Source organism: Candidatus Nitrospira salsa (assembly GCF_965152625.1).
The window spans coordinates 195,336-216,420 of sequence record NZ_CBCUCO010000002.1; the positions used below are offsets into that span (position 1 = coordinate 195,336).

Sequence of the window (21,085 nt, forward strand, 5' to 3'; positions counted from 1 at the left end):
GATCGAATGTGGAAAAAAGATATTGAGATCATGGCTCATCTGCATGAACGATTTCATTTTCAGGGACCATTATTGGACGCTGGGGGTCTAGAAAAACCCTGTATTGCCGACTATGAAGTCTCAGCGCAAAAAGCTCATAGAATTTCTACCCTAGTAAATGGTCAGTCTCGAAATATTGTGGTGCCCCATGCGAATCAACTTGATCGGTATGTCAATATCGCGAGGCCTTGGAGTTTCATTGATCCCAACTATCAAATCCTTAATCCTGAATCTGGTGATCCGGCCATAGAGGATCTTCCGCAACGTTATTCGGAAGCATTTAATATGGTGATGTTGGTTTCAGTGCTGGAGCATGTTATTGACCCCTTTGTCTGTAGTGATGCGCTTTTTCAAATTCTTCGTCCCGGTGGATATCTCTTCACCTCTGTCCCGTTTATGTTTCCTATTCATGATACGCGAGATAATTGGCGCTTTTCGCCAGATGCCTTGAAAACCATACACACCAAATCAGGGTTTGAACATCTCGAAGGGAATTTTCACGTTCAATATCATGCAGGGCATGGAATTGCTGATCCTGCAAATCCAGACATATCTATTCCAATATTGGGCTCTTATGCGTTTTGTCAGAAGCCCTTTAAAAAACCGAGAGATTACTTTTCTTGAATGACCATTGACATGTCACAGGGAAATTTCACTAGGAACATCCCGGAAATCATAGAAGGTGCCGTCAAGGCCTTCCATGAAACCCCAATGCCTCTGTCGGCCTGTTTGAAGCTACGAAGACTCTTGTCAGAACAACAGTCATGCCCTGATTTGCTCATGCCGATTCCAGGGAAGACCATTGGGTCGGGAGAGCAACTTACATCTCAAAAACTTCAATCGATTCTTAAGGGGATACGATTAGGCGAGTGGTCTTTAGACGTTGAAACTATTGAATTCTTGTTCGTGGATGTTGCCAAAAGACAACCCAAAGCTATCTTGGAGTTTGGTAGTGGTGTCAGCACGATTGTCTTAGCACAGGCTATGGCTGCTTTATATCCTACGGCTTCCTCTCCGGTAGTTTATAGCATTGAACAAGACGTTAGTCATCTTAACAATACTATCGAGCTTTTAGAAAAATATCAGTTAGCGAAGTTCGTGAAAATATTTCACGCTCCTCTTGGGTTGCAAGTGTTGGATCAAATTTCTACCAATTGCTGCCTGTTGCCCATGTCAGAGCTTCAAAGTTTTTTAGGTAATATCCAAATAGATTTTCTGTTAATTGATGGACCAGCTGCAAATTATGGAGAGAGAATTGGTACTTTGCTGTTGGTGCAAAGTTTATTAAAACCTGGTGCTGTGGTGTATATGGATGATGGTTTGCGCGATAGCGAGTTAGCTATCACTGAATGGTGGAGTCGTTATGGTTACTTAGAAGTCGAGGGCATTTTATGGATTGGAAAAGGGCTCATGGTTGGACGAATTCCGCATCAACCATTAACGCAGTGTTCGTACGCACGGGAATTTTTAACATGGATTGGAAGGGAGTCCCAAGGTGAGCAATCGAATGATTTGTTATCTCTCCCAACGCAGTTTGTTTCCCAATATATAAATGAAAATTATGTGGAAAATGTAAAAGGTCATACAGGAGTTCAAGTCGAGAATCAGATAATCAGATCATCTCGAAATACTAAGGCTCGATGTGTCTTTCTCAATACCTATTATCCAGGGTTTTTGGAGGCGCACTATTCTAAGGCGTTAGATTTACATTCTCGTTCGTATCAAGCACAAAAAGATTCCTTGCAAACTGAGTATTTCGGAGACAGCAATTTTTATTCTCATGCTTTAATACAAAGTGGATGGGAGGCACATGATCTCATCGTGAATTGTGCCTCGCTTCAACAGGCCTGGGCATTAGAAAAGAATATTGCAGGTCAAGGATTAGAAATTGCTGTCGAGCAGATAAAGGAAATTGCTCCAGATGTTATCTATTTGCAAGATTTAAATCTGGCGACGTCTGCATTCATCTCTGCGATACGCCCATTGACAAAATTGATTGTAGGACAAATCGCTTCGAAAGTACCTTCACAGATCGATTTAAAGCAGTTTGATATTTTATTTTCGTCTTTTCCTCATTTTGTGAATGAATTTCGGAAAATGGGTATCTCCGCATATTATCAACCTTTAGCTTTTGATCCTCGGGTAATTCAGGAACACATGCAGACGAAGAGAACACATGATGTGACCTTTGTCGGGTCTATTTCAGCAGATCATAGCCGACGGATGGAGTTCTTGGAACAACTCCAAGGGGCTGTGGCATTTAAGTGCTGGGGATACCAAATGTCCCCTCTTACTCCAGATTCTCGGATGTATCGGCAGTATTGCGGAGAAGCTTGGGGGAAAGAGATGTTTGCTCTTCTTCAGGATTCATTCATTACTCTGAATTATCATGTTGATGTAGCAGAGAATTATGCCAATAACATGAGACTGTTTGAAGCGACTGGGTGCGGGGCTCTCTTGATTACCGATTACAAAGAAAATCTACAAGATTTATTTGATGTTGGTCGAGAAGTCGTTGCGTATCGATCGATAGAGGAAGGCGCAGAACTTATTCGATTCTACTTACATCATCAAGATGAAGCGAAGAGGGTTGCCCAAGCTGGACAAGCTCGGACCTTGCGTGATCACACTTACTCAATACGTATGGCTCAGACAGCAGAAATCCTTGACCGTCATTTACGATATCAACGTGAGTCTGCTGACTTATCTTCATCTGATTTGTCCCGTATTTCTTATGGGTATGAAACTATCGAAAATTCACAAATTACAGTCTCGATGAAAAATGCTTGGAAAGATCAATCTATTCCAGGCAAGCAAAGAGCATTGGTTCAAACTGAACTTCGCGCTATGTATTCTGGTAGATCTCCTCTCGTCTTTGATGTGTTAGCAGATTGTCTTCGGCCTTATGTGATTTCCAATTCCTCGATTCTTGAAATTGGTTGTGCGAGCGGTTACTACTATGAGGTCTTAGAGTATTTGTTGAAGAAACGGATTAGCTATACCGGTGTCGATTATTCCGATCCTCTTATTTTAATGGCAAAGGATTATTATCCCTCCGCTGATTTTTATGTAGCGGATGGCGCTTGTCTTCCGTTTGAAGATAACCAATTTCATGTTGCGATATCCTCCTGCATTCTTCTCCACGTTCCTGAATATTATGAGCATATTCGTGAAACAGCTCGTGTCGCTCAGAATTTTATTGTGGTCCATCGGACCCCTGTATGTAAGCAACATCCGACTCAGTATTTTCGAAAGTATGCCTATGGTGTTGAAACTGTAGAGCTACGCTTTAATGAAAAAAAAATTCTTGAGGAATTTTTTGATGTGGGATTTAGCCTGATACATGCACTGGAGTATGCTTCTGTTCCCGATTCAGACCACTATGATGTCACCTATGTATTCAGAAAAACACCACAATCAATTTAAGAAATTTACATCCAAGCGTGTTCTCATTACCGGAGGGCTCGGGTTCATAGGATCTAATCTTGCCATTTCCCTTGTGAAGCTTGGAGCTCAGGTGACGATCGTGGATAGTTTAATCCCCGAATACGGTGGGAATCTTTGGAATATTCAACCAGTACGAGAGCAGGTTCACGTCAATATCTCCGATGTACGAGATGAACATTCGTTGAAACATTTAGTTAAAGGGCAGGATTATGTCTTTAATTTGGCGGGGCAGACGAGTCATCTCGATTCCATGACAAATCCCTATCAGGATTTAGAAATCAACGCACGTGCCCAACTATGTATTTTAGAGGCCTGCCGCCAACAGAATTCTGATGTGAAAATCGTGTTCGCCAGTACACGCCAAATGTACGGAATACCAGAATATTTACCTGTTGATGAACGGCATGTCCTTCAACCGGTCGATGTGAATGGGATCAACAAAATGGCTGGGGAATGGTATCACCTTGTCTATCACTCTGCCTATAGCATTCGATCGGTGGTCCTTCGATTGACCAATACCTATGGACCGAGAATGAGAGTGAAAGATGCGAGGCAAACGTTTTTAGGAATATGGATCAAACATATCATCGAAGGAAAACCTATTGAGATTTTTGGTGATGGTAGACAAGTCCGAGACTTTAATTATGTCGATGATGTTGTTGAGGCGCTGTTGCTCGCTGGTCTTTCAGAAGAAGCAAACGGCGAAATTTTCAATTTAGGTTCCGATGATCCCATTTCTCTGACTGACACAGCTGACCTTCTTCTTTCCACATATGGGAGTGGAATCAAAGACTATATTCCATTTCCCCCGGACCGAAAAAATATCGACATTGGTGATTATTACGGAGATTATCGAAAAATTCTGATTCGTCTAGGGTGGAAGCCCAGAGTGTCATTACATGAGGGTCTGAAAAGAACACTGGTCTATTATCAAGAGTTCGCGGAGTCATACTGGGAACAAGGTGCCATTCATGCTTGTCATTCCGTTCGCTAATCCCAAGGCTCAATATCTTGCTAGGAAATTAGAGATTGATGCGGCTATTTCTCGAACACTTGAGAGCGGCTGGTACATCTTAGGTCAAGAGGTTGAACGCTTTGAAAGAGAATTCGCGAAATTTCTTGGGGTGAACTTTTGTGTCGGTGTGGGTAATGGTACCGATGCTCTTGCTCTTGCCTTACTAAGTGTTGGCGTGAATCCAGGGCATGAAGTGATTACGGTGGCGAATACGGCTATCGCAACCATTGCGGCCATTGAACAGATTGGCGCTATTCCTGTTTTAGCAGATGTTGATTTGCAGACGCGTTGTCTTGATCCCAAGACGATCGAAGGACTCGTGACTTCTCGAACGAAAGCTATTGTTCCTGTGCATCTTTTTGGACAGCCGGCACCTATGGAAGATATTAATGCCCTGGCATGCAAATGGGGTCTCAAGGTTGTTGAAGATTGTGCGCAGGCACATGGAGCAGAAATTCTTGGAAAGAAGGTTGGATCCTATGGGGATGCTGCCGCATTTAGTTTTTATCCTACGAAGAACCTTGGTGCTCTTGGCGATGGAGGAGCCGTTGTCACGAATTCAGAGGAAACAGCTGAAACCGTAAGGCAGATTCGTGAGTATGGTTGGACAACACGATTTGTGAGCAACCGGCCTGGAGTCAACTCCCGGTTAGATGAAATACAGGCAGCGGTTCTTCGAGTCAAACTGCCTTTTCTCGACTCAGATAATGCTCGTCGACGAAGTATTGCGCAACGATATGAAAAGGCCATCAACTCTTGTTTACTGGTGTCGCCAAAGAGTATTGATGGAACTCTGACGGCCATGCACCTGTGCGTTATTGAATGTCAGGATCGTGAAGGCGTAAAAGAGTTTTTAGAAAAAGAAGGAATTGGGACAGCAATTCATTATCCAATGTCTGTTCATGAGCAACCGGCCTATACCGGAAGGTTACGAGGTGAAGAGTATTTGCCTTGCACTGAATTATTGTCCAAAAAAAATCTCAGTTTGCCAATGTATCCTGAACTAACAGAACTGGAAGTGCGTCATATCTGTTCCGTTTTAACACAGTGGTGTAGGACTGAGGGGCATGCATGAAGCGATATTATTGTACCTACTTTGATAAAAACTATTTAGTTCGAGTTCTGGCACTCCTTGAGTCATTACATCGTCACGAACAAAATCAGTTTACTCTGTTTGCGGTGTGTATGGATGAGTTGAGTCGTGCCATTTTAGAAAAAATGAATTTGGAGAATGTCATTTCGGTTCCACTGCATCAAATTGAATACAGGGATGATCGGTTGGTATCCACAAAAAGTAGTCGCTCATTAGTCGAATATTATTGGACAACGACACCGACTATTATTTTATATCTTATTGAACAGTACCCTGAGATTGACGTGCTGACGTACGTTGATGCAGATCTGTTTTTCTTTTCATCACCGGACCCTATATTTCAAGAGCTTCATCAGCAGTCGATTCTCCTTCATGAACATCGATTTTCTTCTTCCTTGCTGCATCTAGCTCAAAATAACGGAAAGTATAATGTTGGGCTACTCTGTTTTCGAAATGACACTCATGGTCTAGAAGCTCTGAGATGGTGGCGGGAACGATGTTTAGAATGGTGTTTTAGCCGCTATGAGGATGGCAAGTTGGGTGATCAGATGTACCTTGATGATTGGTCAACCAGATTTCAACAGGTCGTGGAACTGCAACATATTGGAGGCGGACTTGGTCCATGGAATCAGGAGCAGTACGCCATTAGGAAAAATGAGTTTGGTGAGGCATGCGTCAATGATCTTCCGGTAATTTTTTATCATTTTCATGCTTTACGTTTTGTAAGTCCCGAATTAATTGTTCCGGTAGACCATCTCCATTATCCGATGAATCTTTCGGTTCTTCAAGTTTGTTATCTCCCGTATATTTCTGCACTTTCACAAGCACTGAGAAACCTGACAACAATTTCTCCTGAATTTACTTCCGGACTGCGAAGTGAGGAAACGATTTCTACCGCTCATTGTATTTTTGCAAAGATTGAATTGGCGAATGCTTTGAAGTCAAAAAACATTCCTCAAATTCTTATCCCAATGGATTCTGAGTGGAATTGCTATTGTCCAGAACAAACTGCTGGTGTGCAAGAGCGTGTCGATGCAGGGCTGCAAGAGGAGACCTGTCCTACTGGAAGAGAACAGAACACCATTGAATTCAAAGAGACGCCAGTCGGGGATTGCTCACGCTCCATCTATCAAACGATCCAAGATCAATATGAGTTATTTCGTACGCTTCAAAACAATCCTCTTGTTCACACAGTTCACACGATCTACATCATTGGTGCTCATTTGTTTCAAGAGCAAGCGATGCTACAGCGTCTGTTGCCAAATCTTCACCATATCTATCTTTTTGAACCCATTCCTGAGTGTTATACCTATCTCAAGAAAATCACCGTTCACGATTCACGAATCCAAGTGTTTCCCTATGCGATTTCACAATCTGATGGGCCCGTCGAGTTTTTTCTGACTGACAACCAAGGTGAGTCAAGTTCATTGTTGCCTATGGGGAAACATCGAGAAATCTTTCCTTCTGTACATCATATCAACACAATAACGATTGAAAGTCGTCACTTAGAACATGTGATACAAGAGTATAACCTCGTAAAGCCTGACATGCTCTTTCTTGATGTTCAAGGGGCCGAATATCAAATTCTTTCTTCCTTATCCGAGGATTTACTTTCACATATTCAGCTTATCTACGCTGAAGCGAGCCTTGAAGAATTATATGAAGGGTCAAAGACGTTACAAGACCTACGCAAAGTCCTTCATGAACATTTTATCTTTGCTGGCTATGCTCCTATGTCGGAGCAGACCCCGACTCATGGCAATGCGTTATTTACCACTCGAGAAACAAAAATAATAGGTGAGGGAGTTGCTCTAGTATCTACCGAAAAGAGTGAACCCTTAATCTCAGTCATTGTTTCAACCTATAACGCATTTGAATTTATTCGCGAATGTCTGGATGACCTGGAACGGCAATCGCTAGCAGAGCAAGTGGAAATTATTGTTGTCGACGCGGCATCGCCTCAACAAGAAAAAGATATTGTCCTGGAATATCAAGAACGCTATGGCAATATTGTGTACATACGAACTCCCGAACGAATTACGGTCTATGCAGCTTGGAATTTAGCGATTCGAGCCGCTCGTGGAAAATATATTACTCCATTTAGTACGAATGATCGTTTGAGAAAAAATGCCTATGAAATTTTGGTGAATGTGTTAGAAGAACATCAAGAAATTCCTTTGGTCTATGGAGATACCTATTTGACTAGGATTCCGCATGAATCGTTTGAATGCCATACGCGTTCCGGTAAAACCCAATGGCCTCCATATAGCTTTGAAGACCTTCTCAATAATTGTCGAGTGGGTCCTCATCCTATGTGGCGGAAAGACATTCATGACACAATTGGTTATTTTGACGAACAGTTTCGAGCGGTCGGTGACCAGGATTTTTGGCTGCGTATTGGTGAACAATATAATCTTATGTATATTCCAGAAGTCACAGGTTTGTATTGGCTCTCACCTGATGGGTTGTCAAACCAAGATGATATCGTAACCCCAGAATTGAATTCAATTCGACGAAAACATCGAGAGCGATACGCGCTACGCATATCTCAGACGCAAGCCGTGAACTTCGACTGTTCTATTGTAATCCCAGTTTACAACAAGGTTGACTTAACCAAGCAATGTCTAACTCAATTGGCAATGGTGACGGATGGAGTGAGTTATGAAGTAATAGTAGTAGATAACAATTCCACAGATGGGACAGAGGCTTTCTTAGAAACCTTAGAAGGAGATGTACAGATTATTCGAAACACAGAGAATTTGGGATTTGCCAAAGCCTGTAATCAGGGGGCGAGAGCTGCTCGTGGCAAATATCTTGTTTTCCTTAACAATGACACGATTCCGCAACGCGAATGGTTGAGTGTTTTGGTCAAGGAAGCTGAGGCCGATAACGATATTGCGATTGTCGGCAGTAAACTGTTGTTTGAGGATGGGACTCTTCAGCATGCAGGAGTTGTGATTTCTCGTTGTTTACTGATCCCATACCATATCTATGGAAACTTGCAGGGAGATGTAAGGTGTGCAAATCATCGACGTGAGCTTCATGCAGTGACGGCAGCATGTATGCTAGTCAAACGAAAATTCTTTGATGAGGTTGAGGGATTTGATGAAGCGTACAGAAATGGATTTGAGGATACTGATTTATGTTTGAAAATTGGTGAGAAAGGCGGAAAGATTGTGTATCAGCCGGAAAGTTGGATGTACCATTTAGAGAGCCAAAGTCCTGGAAGAAAGGAATATGAGGAAGACAACGCCGCTCTCTTTAAAGAGCGATGGGATAAAAAGTACATAGTTGATGAAGATTGTATTGCGATTGAAGATGGGATGGCCGTGCTGTTGACTGAGAAGGATGGAAATTTCTCTATATCCTACAGGATGTTAAAGGATGAAAAGGAGTACGCAAGTTGGGCTAAAGTCGCTCAGCTTCAACGTTTCCTTCAAGAATTCGGACGTGAGAACAAGTCGGAAATTAGAAGAGAGTCCCTCCTCAATGAAATTCGTCAATTGGTTTGTGATCTTGAAGCGTGGCCGAAAGACTCGTCTGTTGTCGTCTGGATAGGGTCGATATGTGATACCTTAGGGTTTCATGCACTTGGCGATATGTTTTTTCGGCAAGCTCTACATGTGGGAGAATCTCAAGACGCGCGTTCCAGGTTAGTTCGTCTTGCACTTAATCAAGGAAATTTGGAAGAAGCGAGTTTACATCTTTCTGCTCTCTTAGAAGTCGCACCAAACGAAAGTTTCGTCCTGCATCTGCAAGGAGTATATTTCATGCAATGTAAAAACTTTGTCGAAGCCAAGGAATCTTTTGAGAAAGTTATCACGAATGATGGCGATCGAATAAAAGCTCAACTCGGAATGGGGATGGCTTACGTAGGCATGGGAGAGACGAGGAAGGCATGGGATGTTTTCATAAAGACGGTCTATGAGCGTCCTGATGATACCGAGGCGATAAATTGGGTGCTTCGCACTGGCACGGAGTTAGCTGACTGGGAATCGTTGTCGACAATGCTCTCGCGATTTCTTGAACGAAATCCGGCAAATGGTGACATGCGGTTTGCGTTGGCCAGTGTGAGCCTTCGTCTTGGAAAGGTAGATGATGCTCAAGCCCAGTTGAACGCATTACAGCTTCTTCACCCTGATCTTGAAGGCCTTGCTGACTTGAAGAACGCGATCCTTAGTTTTGATCCCCATACGGTTCCCGTTGCTATCCACGGGTAAGTGTCGTACCTAAAACGGACATGTTGTTGTGACAAATACCACTATAGCTTAACTCTCTGATCGAGTTGACCGACGGTTCACGCGCCTTCCCTCAGCTCCTAACATGTTTTGACTTCGTCCTCAGTCCTAAAATCTTTTTGTATTCTCCTTATAGACATCTGCTTGTACATCAATCCTGCTTTTGCGCAGGGACGCATAATGTAGGAAAGATCGACTTGCTCCTTGTGTAAGCTAGTCTATTTTCCTAGTAACTAGGAAAAAATTGCCGACTTTCGAAATAAGAAGGATAAGTGTACGGATGAATAAGAAGTCTATTCCTTATAAAAGGTATTATTTATTGGCATATTACTTGAATGAATTCATTGTTTACTGTCACATAAAGCCTGAGGAGTCGAAGTCGAACACATACTTGTCAAGTCAAGTAAGTCTCGATGTTGTGTATTTTTCAAGCTCATATAACCTCTCAAAGGCTTGTAGATAATAAGTTGAAATTCTTGTTGTGTGTGATCGTGCAAACTATTCATGTCTTGAATCTGCTCATATCAGAAGTGACCTGTGAATCATTGTGAGCAAGTGGATCAGAAATTGTATCCAAGAGGAACGGAAGGGGTTCAACCTCAAGGCTCTCTCGATTGCTGATGTCTTATTATGCAGCCTGCGTCGAGGAAGCCTATATAAAGGACGTTACATATGCCATTGAGGGTACTCGTCACAGGGGGAGCTGGTTACATTGGTTCAATTTTGGTTCCAGCATTGCTGGAGCAAGGCTATCATGTCACGGTGTTGGATAATTTCCTGTATCGACAGTCCAGCCTAATGGAGTGCTGCGCGAATGCGAATTTCACGGTTATTCGTGCCGATTGTCGTGATGAACGTGTACTAAAAAACATCCTTAAAGATAAAGATTGTCTTATTCCACTGGCTGCATTGGTGGGTGCTCCGTTGTGTGAGCAAGATCGCCTGGGGTCGCAATCGACCAACTTCGACTCTATACAGCTACTTTGTCAGTTGGCATCACCTTCGCAAATGATTCTCTTCCCTGTCACCAATAGTGGCTATGGAATTGGTGAAGGTGGCCAGCACTGCACGGAAGAGTCTCCGTTACGTCCGTTGACTCTTTATGGGGAAACAAAAGTGAAGGCCGAAAAAGTTGTTCTTGATCGAGAGGCAAGTCTGACATTTCGTCTCGCAACGGTGTTTGGTTCCTCACCAAGAATGAGAATGGATTTACTGGTCAATGATTTTGTGTATCGCGCCATTCACGATCGTGCGGTTACGATATTTGAAGGACATTTTAAGAGAAACTACATTCATGTCCGAGATGTGGCAAGGGCATTCATCTATGGTATCGAACATTTTGATTCGATGAAAGGGCGACCATATAACTTGGGATTGGATGATGCCAATATTTCAAAAATTGAACTCTGTCAAAGGATTCAAAAATATCTACCAAACTTTCTCTACCTTGAGGCTCCCGTTGGAGAAGACCCAGATAAACGAGATTACATCGTTTCAAATGCCAGAATTCTAGAAGCCGGCTTTACGACTAAACGGTCATTAGATGATGGAATTTTAGAATTAAAGAAGTGCTATACGGTGTTGAGGAAAAATTACTATGCCAATGTCTAATGAATCTCTGTCCACTACCGCATATCCCCCAATGTTCGCACAATCCATGGGTCCTAATACGATTGTGCGACTTGGTGTTGGTGTGGTTATCCGTGACGAACGAGGGTGGGTACTCTTGGAGCAACGATCCGATTGTGGATGGTGGGGAATGCCAGGAGGGAGATTGGAGGTTGGCGAGTCGATCACACAAACAGCCGTGCGCGAAGTGAAAGAAGAGACCGGCTTGGACGTTGAAATTATTCGATTGATCGGGATCTATTCAGAACCACAAGAACGAATCGTGACATATCCTGACACGATAGATGGTGTGCAGCTCATTGATGCGGTTGTAGAAGGACATATATTATCGGGAACACTCACCTGCAGTCATGAAAGTTTTGATGTGAGGTTTTTCTCACCACATGCACTACCTGAAGAGTTAATCCCGCCCTCACGCATTCCACTTCGTGATGCGCTATTAGGAGACTATGCCCAAGTTCGCTAATCTCGCCGTTAGAAATTGTGGTGCCATGTCAGAATATATTGAACACATCTCGTCAATGCAAGAAGAGGCATTAAGCACTGATGTGATGATCTTGTGTGGCGGACTAGGGACACGGCTCAGAACGGTGGTGAGTGATCGTCCCAAATCGATGGCAATCGTTGGGGGTCGTCCATTTTTGGAGTGGTGGTTACGTCGGCTCCACAAGGATGGATGTCGCCGTGTGATTTTGTGTGTTGGTTATATGGGAGACTCGATCCGTGAGTATTTTGGTGATGGGGAATGTGTAGGGCTCGCCCTGGAATATTCTGAGGAGCAAGAGCCGCTGGGGACCGGCGGCGCATTACGGCAAGGAGTGTCCTATTGTCAAACGGATTCAATCCTTGTTCTGAATGGTGATTCTTGGTGTGATGTGAATCTTTCTCAATTGCTTGAGTGGCATTCTACCAAGAAAGCGGAAGGTACTTTGCTGCTAATTCGTGTTGATGATCATACAAGATATGGACATGTTCGAGTTAGTCAATACAGTGAGATTATAGAGTTTGTAGAAAAAGGCGAGGGTCAAGCCAGAGCTGACTTGGTGAATGCCGGTATCTATGTCTTCTCGCGGCAACTTCTTGCCACGATCCCTCGATGTGGAGCTATTTCACTTGAACGAGAGGTTCTTCCCGGCTGGGTTGGACGAGGTTTATGCGGGTATACGGGAAAAGGCAATTTTATTGATATTGGTGTACCGGAGTCCTATGCAGAGGCAGATCTTATGTTTTGGAACAAGCGTGATCACATTGGAAAATTTGCCCTGAAAAACTAACAGTCATCTGACTGAGCGGATAAACACATGTTGAGAATCACCTCATGATCATTAGTCGCACACCATTTCGAATTTCATTTTTTGGCGGAGGGACTGATTACCCTGCTTGGTATCGAAAACATGGAGGAATGGTGTTGGCTGCTACGATTGATAAATATTGTTATCTATCGTGCAGATACCTTCCACCTTTTTTTGAGCACCGGATTCGGATTGTCTATTCCAAAATCGAAAGCTGTCAAACAATAGATGAGATTCAACATCCTGCAGTGAGAGAAGTTCTTCGGGCATTGCACATCGATCAGGGTGTAGAAATACATCATGATGGTGACCTCCCTGCTCGTAGTGGAATGGGGACGAGTTCGGCCTTTACCGTTGGGCTTCTTCATGCCTTGTACGGGTTAAAAGGGTACATGCCGACTAAGCAACAACTTGCGATAGAAAGTATCGCCATTGAGCAGGATCAACTCAATGAAACTGTCGGATCTCAGGATCAGGTTCTTGCGGCCCATGGCGGATTAACTCAAGTGACATTTCAAATGAATGGTCAAATCTCAGTAGCGCCGGTCGTGTTGACCCAAGAACGGATTGTTGAACTGAACTCTCATCTTATGCTGTTTTATACCGGTTTGAAACGCACAGCTGCCAATGTGGCTGAAACATATGTCCATGACCTCGAAGCGAGAAAACGCCAATTACGTATCATGAAGGATCTTGTCGATGAGGGTCTGTCGATTCTCAATAGTGGATCCAATCTCAATGGTTTTGGAGAGTTACTTCATGAGGGTTGGATTGCGAAACGAACATTGAGCGCTATGGTGTCAAATAGTGAGGTTGATTTGATATATGAGCGAGCACGGAAGGCTGGTGCTCTAGGTGGAAAGTTAACGGGGGCAGGGGGCGGAGGTTTTCTTCTTCTGTTTGTATCTCCAGATTGTCAGGAAGATGTTCGAAAGGCTCTGCAGGATCTTATCTGTGTGCCTTTTAAGTTTGATTTCACCGGCAGTCAAGTGATCTTTTGTGACCGGGAAGAAGACTATTCTTCTTCTGCCCGAGCACGTCAAATGGCTCCACGCCCGATGTTTAAAGAGGCGAGTCTCGTTCGGCCTTAGAGTCTATCCAATTATGACAACCATGTATTCGAAAACTCATGTAGCCCCATTTCCTCACACAGGGACCTCGAGGCCAAGCTTACGTTGGCCATTGATGCAAAACAATATTGAACGTGTTGATTTGGATGCATTGATTAGCTATTTGCGTCAAGAGGACCCAATATTAACACAATCAAAACAGGTCGAGGCGTTCGAACGCGAATGGTCACATTGGCTAGGTGTCAAGTTTAGTGTTTTTGTCAATTCAGGGTCCTCGGCCAATCTCTTGACGCTTGCGGCTCTTCGAGAACGAATGGGGATTGGTAAAATTATTGTTCCGACCTTAACGTGGGTGTCCGACATTGCCTCTGTCATTCAGAATGGGTTCGATCCAGTGTTTGTCGATATAAATCCTCATACATTAGGGATGGATACTGAACAGGTTCTGGCAAAAATTACCTCTGATACACGAGCCGTATTTTTAACACATGTCTTGGGATTTAATGCCTTGACCGAGAAGTTGCGCGATGTACTATGTCAGAAAAATATTCTACTCATCGAAGATGTGTGTGAATCTCATGGCACCACGTATCGAGGACGTAAGGCTGGTAGCTTTGGAGTCATGTCGAACTTCTCGTTCTATTACGCGCATCATATGAGTACGATCGAAGGAGGTATGATTTGCACGAATGATCAGGAATTGTATCAAGTCTTACGTATGCTTCGGTCTCATGGGATGGTGCGAGAAGCTTCGTCAAAGGAACTAAAGACTCAGTATGCGCAACAGTATCCTGATTTGAATCCAGATTTTATTTTTTCCATGCCTGGCTACAACGTGAGGAACACTGAGCTCAATGCTGTCTTAGGCCGTTCACAGCTCAAGAGGTTGGATGCGCGTAATTCTATTCGAACGGAAAATTTCGTAACGTTTGTTGAAAACCTTGATGAAGAAAAATACCAAACAACATTTTCCGTCGAAGGTAGCTGTAATTATGCCCTGGTTCTTGTGTTGAAGCAGCCAGATGAAAGTTTACGTGATCGAGTCGAATTCGTATTGCGAGAGTGCGGAGTCGAGTTTCGCCGGGGAACGTCTGGAGGCGGCAATCAGTTACGCCAACCCTATATAAGAAGACGCTTTCCGGAGAATGAATTTCTTAAGTTTCCCTATGTGGAGCACGTGCATTTCTTTGGATTCTATATTGGAAATTATCCTGAATTAAATAAAGAGAAAATTCTATCGTTGTGTTCGATATTGAATGAACTCTAATGATATGCACTGCAATATATATTGGTATGAGAAGGGGAGTGACTGATGAGGTATAGATCGTGTCTTGATGTAGTGTTGATTAATCCTGGTAATCGAACGCAAATTTATCAATCCCTCGGATCGAGCCTGTCTGCTCTTGAGCCTCCAGTATGGCCAGGCTTAATGGCGACGTTTCTGAGGAAGCGAGGATATACGGTTTCGATTATCGATGCCAATGGAGAAACGCTTTCTCCGATGGAGACTGCGCAACGTGTTTCTGATTTGAACCCACAATTGGTCGTTGTCGTGGTCTATGGGCATAATCCTTCGGCGTCGACGCAGGTCATGCCCTCGGCGGGTGCCATTTGCACCGCACTAAAAGACATACATCCTGAACAGAAAATTTTGATGCTTGGTGGCCATGTGTCGGCATTACCCGAGCGGACATTGCGTGAAGAACATGTTGATTATGTCTGTGGGGGAGAAGGCTTGTTCACTATTGCTGAACTTATTGAGCTGCTCAGAGCCCAAGGTGAAGCAGATATTCGCAAGGTTCATGGTCTCTACTATTGGGACGATGGCCATATTGTGAAAACAGAACCTGGAAAGAATCTCGATACGCTTGATGAAGACATGCCAGGATTAGCGTGGGACTTACTGCCGATGAACAACTATCGAGCGCACAATTGGCATTGTTTCGGGTTTGTAGATCAACGTGAACCGTATGCTTCGGTTTATACGACACTTGGGTGTCCCTATCACTGTACCTATTGTTGTATTCAAGCGCCATTTAAGGTGGGAGAATCTGCGTTAGGATATGTTGAAAACGTCAATAGTTATCGTTTTTGGAGTCCGGAGTCGGTCATTGCGCAAATTGATGTGTTGGTGAATCAGTATGGTGTGCGCAATATCAAATTTGCCGATGAAATGTTCGTTCTAAACAAGCGTCATGTGAATACTATTTGCGATTTGATCCTTGAACGAGGCTACGACTTAAACATTTGGGCCTACGCCAGAGTCGATACGGTTAAAGATGATATGGCAGAGAAACTCAAACAAGCGGGTTTTCACTGGCTGTGTTTTGGGATTGAGGCTGGTAGTGGACGAGTAAGAGATGAGGTGTTGAAGTCGTACAAGCAGGACCTCGTGTATAAAACTATCGAGCATGTGCGAGCTGAGGGAATTAATGTCATTGCCAATTATATTTTTGGGCTACCAGAAGATGACCATGAAACCATGCAAGCCACGATGGATCTTTCGTTAGAACTTAATTGTGAGTTTGCGAACTTCTATAGCGCGATGGCCTATCCAGGTTCAGGTCTCTACAACCAAGCGATTCAACAAGGGTGGGCATTGCCCTCAAAATGGTCTGGATATTCACAGCATGCTGTCGACTCACTGCCTCTTCCGACCAAGTATATTTCCGGGGAAGAAGTCTTAGCGTTTCGTGATCAGGCCTGGCAGCAGTATTTTGAGAGTCCCCGTTACCTTTATATGATCGAGCAAAAATTTGGTATCGATACCCGAAAGCACATACAGGAAATGGCTTCGTACACGCTGGAACGACAGTATGTGGTCCCGGTGGGAGCAGTGAAGTGAAAAGTCAGGAGAGGGAAGTGAGACAAGATGCGGAGGATGTACAACGAGCGACGAATGAAAAGATGGATATTGAAGAACTGAAGAGTAAGTCACAGTGGTTAAGGCAGGAGCTGTTTGAATTGGTGATGCGGGTCAAGAAAGGACACATTCCATCTTCGTATTCCTGTGCAGAGATGGTATTGGCTCTCATGTATGGTGGTTATTTTCATGGTTATCCTAACGATCCTCGTCATTCGGATAGAGATCGGCTAATCATTAGCAAAGGACATGCTGCGATGGTGTTATATCCTATTCTTGCCGACCTCGGATATTTCACGACTAACGAACTAGAGAAATTTACGAAACCTGATGGTCTTCTGCGCATGTATGCGGATCATAGTATTCCTGGCATTGAGTCGATTACAGGCTCATTGGGGCATGGACTCGGTATCGGCTGCGGGTATGCCTATGCGGCTAAACAGGATCACAAATCGTATCGAACATTTGTCGTGGTTGGGGATGGTGAATGTTATGAAGGGTCGGTCTGGGAGTCGGCGATGTTTGCCGCTCATCATCAACTAACGAATCTAGTGGTCATTGTGGATCGCAATCGACTCTGTATTATGGAAGAAACCGAGCGATGTATGAAATTAGATTCATTGGAAGCGAAGTGGGAAGCGTTTGGTTGGGAGGCGATGTCGATTGACGGACATGCCTATCGTGAAATTCTTCCAGCATTGACACAAGCGACGTCGAATCACTCAGGAAAACCTTTTGCGATTATCTCGAATAGTGTCAAGGGGAAAGGGATTTCCTTCATGGAAAATCAAGCTCTCTGGCATAACAGAATGCCGAATGACGATGAGATGGAGCAGGCACGAAACGAACTGTTGAGCAATTGCATTGTGAACTAAGGGACCTTTCCATGACGACTGGACAAGAACTTCCCAGAGATGTCTTCATTGAGGCCATTCGACAAGAGTCGGCACACAACAAGGAAATCTATTTCATGAGTGCAGACTTAGGCGCGAAAGCTCTTGACCGTTTTCGTGTTGAGGCCAACGCTCAGTTTATTCATGCTGGCATTTGCGAGCAAAACATGATTGATGTCGCGGCTGGGTTGGCATTAAATGGGAAGACGGTCTATGTCTATGCCATGGCGCCATTCGTGACTTTGCGCTGTTATGAGCAAATAAAAGTGGCCATTGCATCGATGGATCTTCCGCTGACGATCATCGGAGTTGGGGTTGGCTATGGTTATGATGATGCTGGTCCGACGCATTATGCCACGGAGGATGTGAGTTGCATGCGTGCGTTGGGAGGCATTGAGATAATCACGCCTTGCGATACGGAATCGGTTCTCGCGACAGCGAAGCTTACGTATTCTCAACCAGCATTACGCTATGTGCGTTTGGATCGCGTTTTTCTGCCACCAGTTTACATGCCTGGGGAGACCAAGTTTTTGTCTCAGGGAATGGTCGAAGTTGAACAAGGTCGAGATGTCTGCATCATTACGGCTGGTTACATGATTCGGAAAGCATTAGAGGTCAAGAAAAAACTCGTTAGTTTAAATATTCATGCAGGCGTGATTGATCTCTATCGTTTGAAGCCACTTAATCTTGAAATATTGAAATCGATAGTGATGCGTTATTCGCGTATCGTCACGCTTGAAGAACATTTTCTGAGTGGAGGACTTGGGGGAGCGATTGCTGAAGGATGCTTCGATGCCGATCTTCGAAAGCCGGTGCTCCGTCTAGGCATCCCTGACCATTATCATTTTGAAAATGGTGGAAGGGAGTATTTACATCACCTCGCTGGACTTGACGTTGCCACGGTGACGGATCGAGTTGCACACTTTTGCCAGAAAAGTGGTGAATAATGCCTGCCGATACAGTCATAGCAGTGACGTCTTCTTCATTTGCAAGCGATTCGTATCTTCGTGAGCAGCTTTTACATTTTTTTCCCAACAGCCTATTGAATTGTGAAAAACAAAAGTTGTCTCGTGAGGCTCTTATAAAATTTCTCAAGCCTGCTGATGGCATCATACTTGGCACTGATCAGGTTGATGCGCAACTGTTAGAGTCGTGTCCTCGACTCCAATTTGTTTCGAAATATGGAGTTGGGATGGATAATATTGATCGAGCTGCATGCGAGGCTCGTGGTGTTCATATCGGCTGGACTGGTGGAGTGAACAGGTTGTCGGTCGCTGAACAAGTTCTGGGGTTTATGTTGAGTCTTTGTCGAAACCTGTATCAATCCTCTGTCAAATTGAAAACCGGGACATGGGAGAAGCAGGGTGGCGCACAGCTTAGTGGGAAAACCATCGGTATCGTCGGCTTGGGTCATATTGGGAAGGAACTCGTTCGCTTGCTACAACCCTTTTCGTGTCGTATTTTGGTGAACGATATTATCGATCAATCGGCGTTTTGCCTGCAGTACGCTCTGGAAAAGGCGTCATTGACGGAGCTGGTGTCGGAGTCCAATATTGTGACCATCCATACCCCGTTGACAACAATCACTCGACATCTCGTGAATCTTGACCTGCTTTCTTGCATGAAACCAAATGCGTTTTTAATTAATACTTCACGAGGGGGCGTGGTGAATCAACAGCATCTCAAGGAGTCACTGAGGAAAGGGCTAATTGCTGGCGCGGCCATTGATGTGTATGAAGATGAGCCAGCCTCAGATCCAGAGTTGTTGGAGTTGCCGAATGTATTTTGTACTCCCCACATCGGAGGAAACTCAAAAGAAGCCATACGCGCTATGGGTTGTAGTGCGATAGAGCATGTCAAAACCTTTTTTCAGGTGAATGAATCATGAATATTTTGATTCTTGGGGGAGCAGGGTTTTTGGGAAGTTACGTTGCTGATGAATTTTTGAAGCGCGGCCATGCCGTGACAATTTTTGATAAGCGCTCGTCTGACTATCTTCAATCTGAGCAGAAGATGGTCATTGGCGATTTACTCGATCGGCAAGCCGTTCATGACGTGGTGAATGGACAAGATATTGTCTACAATTTTGCTGGATTTGCCGACTTGAATGCCTCGATTAATAATCCATTACCGGTTCTAGAACTTAATATCTTAGGTAATGCCAATGTTCTTGATGCCTGCGTGACGCATTCAGTGTCTCGATTCGTCTATGCCAGCACGGCCTATGTATTTTCGTCAAAGGGATCGTTTTACGGTGTGAGCAAACGCTGTTCGGAAAAAATTATTGAAGAGTTTAGCCGACAATTTGGACTTGATTACACCATTATTCGCTATGGCTCTGTTTATGGACCACGGTCAGATTCGCAAAACCGCATTTATAAATTGATCAAACAGGCTTTGCTGGAAGGAAAGATAACCTTTCAAGGAGACGGAGAAGAAGAGCGGGAGTACATTCATGTCCAGGATGCTGCCACATTAAGCGTACAGATCTTGACCGAAGAGTATCGCAATCAACATGTCATGCTTACTGGTGTTGAACGGTTTAAGTATTCGCAGTTGCTGAATATGATTCGGGAAATGATGGATGATGGCATAAATATTGAATATCTTCGCAAGGAATATCATGGACATTATGTCTATACACCCTATTCATTCATACCAGAACCAGGAAAGAAGATGATTTGCAATCCATTTATTGACTTTGGCCAAGGGTTGCTTCAGACAATTGGTGAAATCCACGAATCGTTACAAGCCGAATCTGTCATACCCCGGTAATCTTGTGAGCGACTTATGAGCGATCGTCAATTTCTCGACGCATATTATAAAAAGTTCGAAGAACACTTGATGTCCGTAGATGTCCATGCTCAATTGATCGCGTTGAAAGATCTCATTCTATCCTCGCAGGTCTTGGGGAAAAAAATGATTATAGCTGGAAATGGGGGGAGTGCAGCCATTGCGAGTCACTGTGCCATTGATTTTACAAAAGCTGCCGGCATGCGTTGCGTGAGTTTCAACGAATCCTCATTGATCACTTGCTTTGCGAATGATTATGGGTATGAACATTGGCTGGAGAAAGCCTTGGAGTTTTATGCGGACGATGGGGATCTGGTGGTCCTGATCAGTTCCAGTGGACGTTCGATGAACATGGTTCGGGCAGCTGACTATACGACTCAACGCGGGCTTACTCTCGTGACCTTTACCGGATTTTCTGCATCTAATCCGCTTCGATCTCGTGGAGATATCAATCTCTGGCTCAAAAGTCGATCTTACAACCATATTGAAACGTTTCATCAGCTCTGGCTACTCTCGGTTTGTGATCTCATCGTTGAAATGAGGCAGCCAAAGCCTCTGACGAAAAAGTCACTTTCCCGCCCTACACTTCGAACGATAACCCTCCCAGTCGATTCCGCTGCCTAATCATTCCCCAGGGATTCAAGTTTTCAGTTTGTACTGTGCCATTGAACGTATCCCTACACTTCCCTGCCAGTCTGTCTTCCAGTCCGTCA

At 44.1% G+C, this 21,085-nt stretch carries 16 protein-coding genes; all 16 read left to right on the forward strand.

All coding sequences use genetic code 11. The features are described from left to right. Positions 1–6 precede the first annotated feature (6 nt). The 16 genes from ACWQXP_RS02770 (at position 7) to ACWQXP_RS02845 (ending at position 20,996) form a co-directional block, all read left to right on the forward strand. Positions 7–663, forward strand: a complete 657-nt coding sequence (locus ACWQXP_RS02770; RefSeq protein WP_454061313.1) for a hypothetical protein — start codon at positions 7–9, stop codon at positions 661–663. Positions 664–675: 12 nt separating this feature from the next. After that, positions 676–3,465 (forward strand): glycosyltransferase family protein, encoded by a 2,790-nt coding sequence (locus ACWQXP_RS02775; protein ID WP_454061314.1) that lies wholly within the window; start codon positions 676–678, stop codon positions 3,463–3,465. Next, the gene (locus tag ACWQXP_RS02780; RefSeq protein WP_454061315.1) at positions 3,434–4,480 is read left to right on the forward strand and encodes an NAD-dependent epimerase/dehydratase family protein; all 1,047 of its coding nucleotides are present in this window, start codon (positions 3,434–3,436) and stop codon (positions 4,478–4,480) included. The genes ACWQXP_RS02775 and ACWQXP_RS02780 overlap by 32 nt, the downstream gene beginning before the upstream one ends. Further along, positions 4,458–5,576, forward strand: coding sequence for a DegT/DnrJ/EryC1/StrS family aminotransferase (locus ACWQXP_RS02785; protein ID WP_454061316.1), 1,119 nt, complete (start codon positions 4,458–4,460; stop codon positions 5,574–5,576). The genes ACWQXP_RS02780 and ACWQXP_RS02785 overlap by 23 nt, the downstream gene beginning before the upstream one ends. Further along, a complete protein-coding gene (locus tag ACWQXP_RS02790; protein ID WP_454061317.1) occupies positions 5,573–9,814 on the forward strand; it encodes an FkbM family methyltransferase in 4,242 nt (1,413 codons plus the stop codon). Before ACWQXP_RS02785 ends, ACWQXP_RS02790 begins: the two co-directional genes overlap by 4 nt. Positions 9,815–10,510: 696 nt before the next feature. Continuing rightward, positions 10,511–11,443, forward strand: coding sequence for an NAD-dependent epimerase/dehydratase family protein (locus tag ACWQXP_RS02795; protein WP_454062975.1), 933 nt, complete (start codon positions 10,511–10,513; stop codon positions 11,441–11,443). After that, positions 11,430–11,927, forward strand: a complete 498-nt coding sequence (locus ACWQXP_RS02800) for an NUDIX domain-containing protein (RefSeq protein WP_454061318.1) — start codon at positions 11,430–11,432, stop codon at positions 11,925–11,927. Before ACWQXP_RS02795 ends, ACWQXP_RS02800 begins: the two co-directional genes overlap by 14 nt. Then, positions 11,911–12,735: a nucleotidyltransferase family protein gene (locus tag ACWQXP_RS02805; RefSeq protein WP_454061319.1), complete on the forward strand. Its 825-nt coding sequence runs from the start codon at positions 11,911–11,913 to the stop codon at positions 12,733–12,735. Before ACWQXP_RS02800 ends, ACWQXP_RS02805 begins: the two co-directional genes overlap by 17 nt. A gap of 44 nt (positions 12,736–12,779) precedes the next feature. After that, positions 12,780–13,844: a GHMP family kinase ATP-binding protein gene (locus ACWQXP_RS02810; protein WP_454061320.1), complete on the forward strand. Its 1,065-nt coding sequence runs from the start codon at positions 12,780–12,782 to the stop codon at positions 13,842–13,844. A gap of 94 nt (positions 13,845–13,938) precedes the next feature. Further along, entirely contained in the window at positions 13,939–15,090 is a 1,152-nt protein-coding gene (locus ACWQXP_RS02815; RefSeq protein WP_454061321.1) for a DegT/DnrJ/EryC1/StrS family aminotransferase, read from the forward strand. A 45-nt stretch (positions 15,091–15,135) separates the two neighbouring features. Further along, positions 15,136–16,668, forward strand: coding sequence for a B12-binding domain-containing radical SAM protein (locus tag ACWQXP_RS02820; RefSeq protein ID WP_454061322.1), 1,533 nt, complete (start codon positions 15,136–15,138; stop codon positions 16,666–16,668). Between the two features lie 17 nt (positions 16,669–16,685). Further along, positions 16,686–17,561 (forward strand): transketolase, encoded by an 876-nt coding sequence (locus ACWQXP_RS02825; protein WP_454061323.1) that lies wholly within the window; start codon positions 16,686–16,688, stop codon positions 17,559–17,561. Between the two features lie 11 nt (positions 17,562–17,572). Then, entirely contained in the window at positions 17,573–18,526 is a 954-nt protein-coding gene (locus tag ACWQXP_RS02830; RefSeq protein WP_454061324.1) for a transketolase family protein, read from the forward strand. Continuing rightward, positions 18,526–19,467 (forward strand): phosphoglycerate dehydrogenase, encoded by a 942-nt coding sequence (locus ACWQXP_RS02835; RefSeq protein WP_454061325.1) that lies wholly within the window; start codon positions 18,526–18,528, stop codon positions 19,465–19,467. Before ACWQXP_RS02830 ends, ACWQXP_RS02835 begins: the two co-directional genes overlap by 1 nt. After that, positions 19,464–20,354 (forward strand): NAD-dependent epimerase/dehydratase family protein, encoded by an 891-nt coding sequence (locus tag ACWQXP_RS02840; protein WP_454061326.1) that lies wholly within the window; start codon positions 19,464–19,466, stop codon positions 20,352–20,354. The genes ACWQXP_RS02835 and ACWQXP_RS02840 overlap by 4 nt, the downstream gene beginning before the upstream one ends. 15 nt (positions 20,355–20,369) lie before the next feature. After that, positions 20,370–20,996, forward strand: a complete 627-nt coding sequence (locus tag ACWQXP_RS02845; RefSeq protein ID WP_454061327.1) for a D-sedoheptulose-7-phosphate isomerase — start codon at positions 20,370–20,372, stop codon at positions 20,994–20,996. The last annotated feature ends 89 nt before the right edge of the window (positions 20,997–21,085 follow it).

Bases quoted from the DNA above. Each gene is read 5' to 3' on its own strand.
- ACWQXP_RS02770 (WP_454061313.1), top strand. From the start codon at position 7: ATGTGGAAAAAAGATATTGAGATCATGGCTCATCTGCATGAACGATTT.
- ACWQXP_RS02775 (WP_454061314.1), top strand. From the start codon at position 676: ATGTCACAGGGAAATTTCACTAGGAACATCCCGGAAATCATAGAAGGT.
- ACWQXP_RS02780 (WP_454061315.1), top strand. From the start codon at position 3,434: ATGTATTCAGAAAAACACCACAATCAATTTAAGAAATTTACATCCAAG.
- ACWQXP_RS02785 (WP_454061316.1), top strand. From the start codon at position 4,458: ATGCTTGTCATTCCGTTCGCTAATCCCAAGGCTCAATATCTTGCTAGG.
- ACWQXP_RS02790 (WP_454061317.1), top strand. From the start codon at position 5,573: ATGAAGCGATATTATTGTACCTACTTTGATAAAAACTATTTAGTTCGA.
- ACWQXP_RS02800 (WP_454061318.1), top strand. From the start codon at position 11,430: ATGCCAATGTCTAATGAATCTCTGTCCACTACCGCATATCCCCCAATG.
- ACWQXP_RS02805 (WP_454061319.1), top strand. From the start codon at position 11,911: ATGCCCAAGTTCGCTAATCTCGCCGTTAGAAATTGTGGTGCCATGTCA.
- ACWQXP_RS02810 (WP_454061320.1), top strand. From the start codon at position 12,780: ATGATCATTAGTCGCACACCATTTCGAATTTCATTTTTTGGCGGAGGG.
- ACWQXP_RS02815 (WP_454061321.1), top strand. From the start codon at position 13,939: ATGCAAAACAATATTGAACGTGTTGATTTGGATGCATTGATTAGCTAT.
- ACWQXP_RS02820 (WP_454061322.1), top strand. From the start codon at position 15,136: ATGAGGTATAGATCGTGTCTTGATGTAGTGTTGATTAATCCTGGTAAT.
- ACWQXP_RS02830 (WP_454061324.1), top strand. From the start codon at position 17,573: ATGACGACTGGACAAGAACTTCCCAGAGATGTCTTCATTGAGGCCATT.
- ACWQXP_RS02835 (WP_454061325.1), top strand. From the start codon at position 18,526: ATGCCTGCCGATACAGTCATAGCAGTGACGTCTTCTTCATTTGCAAGC.
- ACWQXP_RS02840 (WP_454061326.1), top strand. From the start codon at position 19,464: ATGAATATTTTGATTCTTGGGGGAGCAGGGTTTTTGGGAAGTTACGTT.
- ACWQXP_RS02845 (WP_454061327.1), top strand. From the start codon at position 20,370: ATGAGCGATCGTCAATTTCTCGACGCATATTATAAAAAGTTCGAAGAA.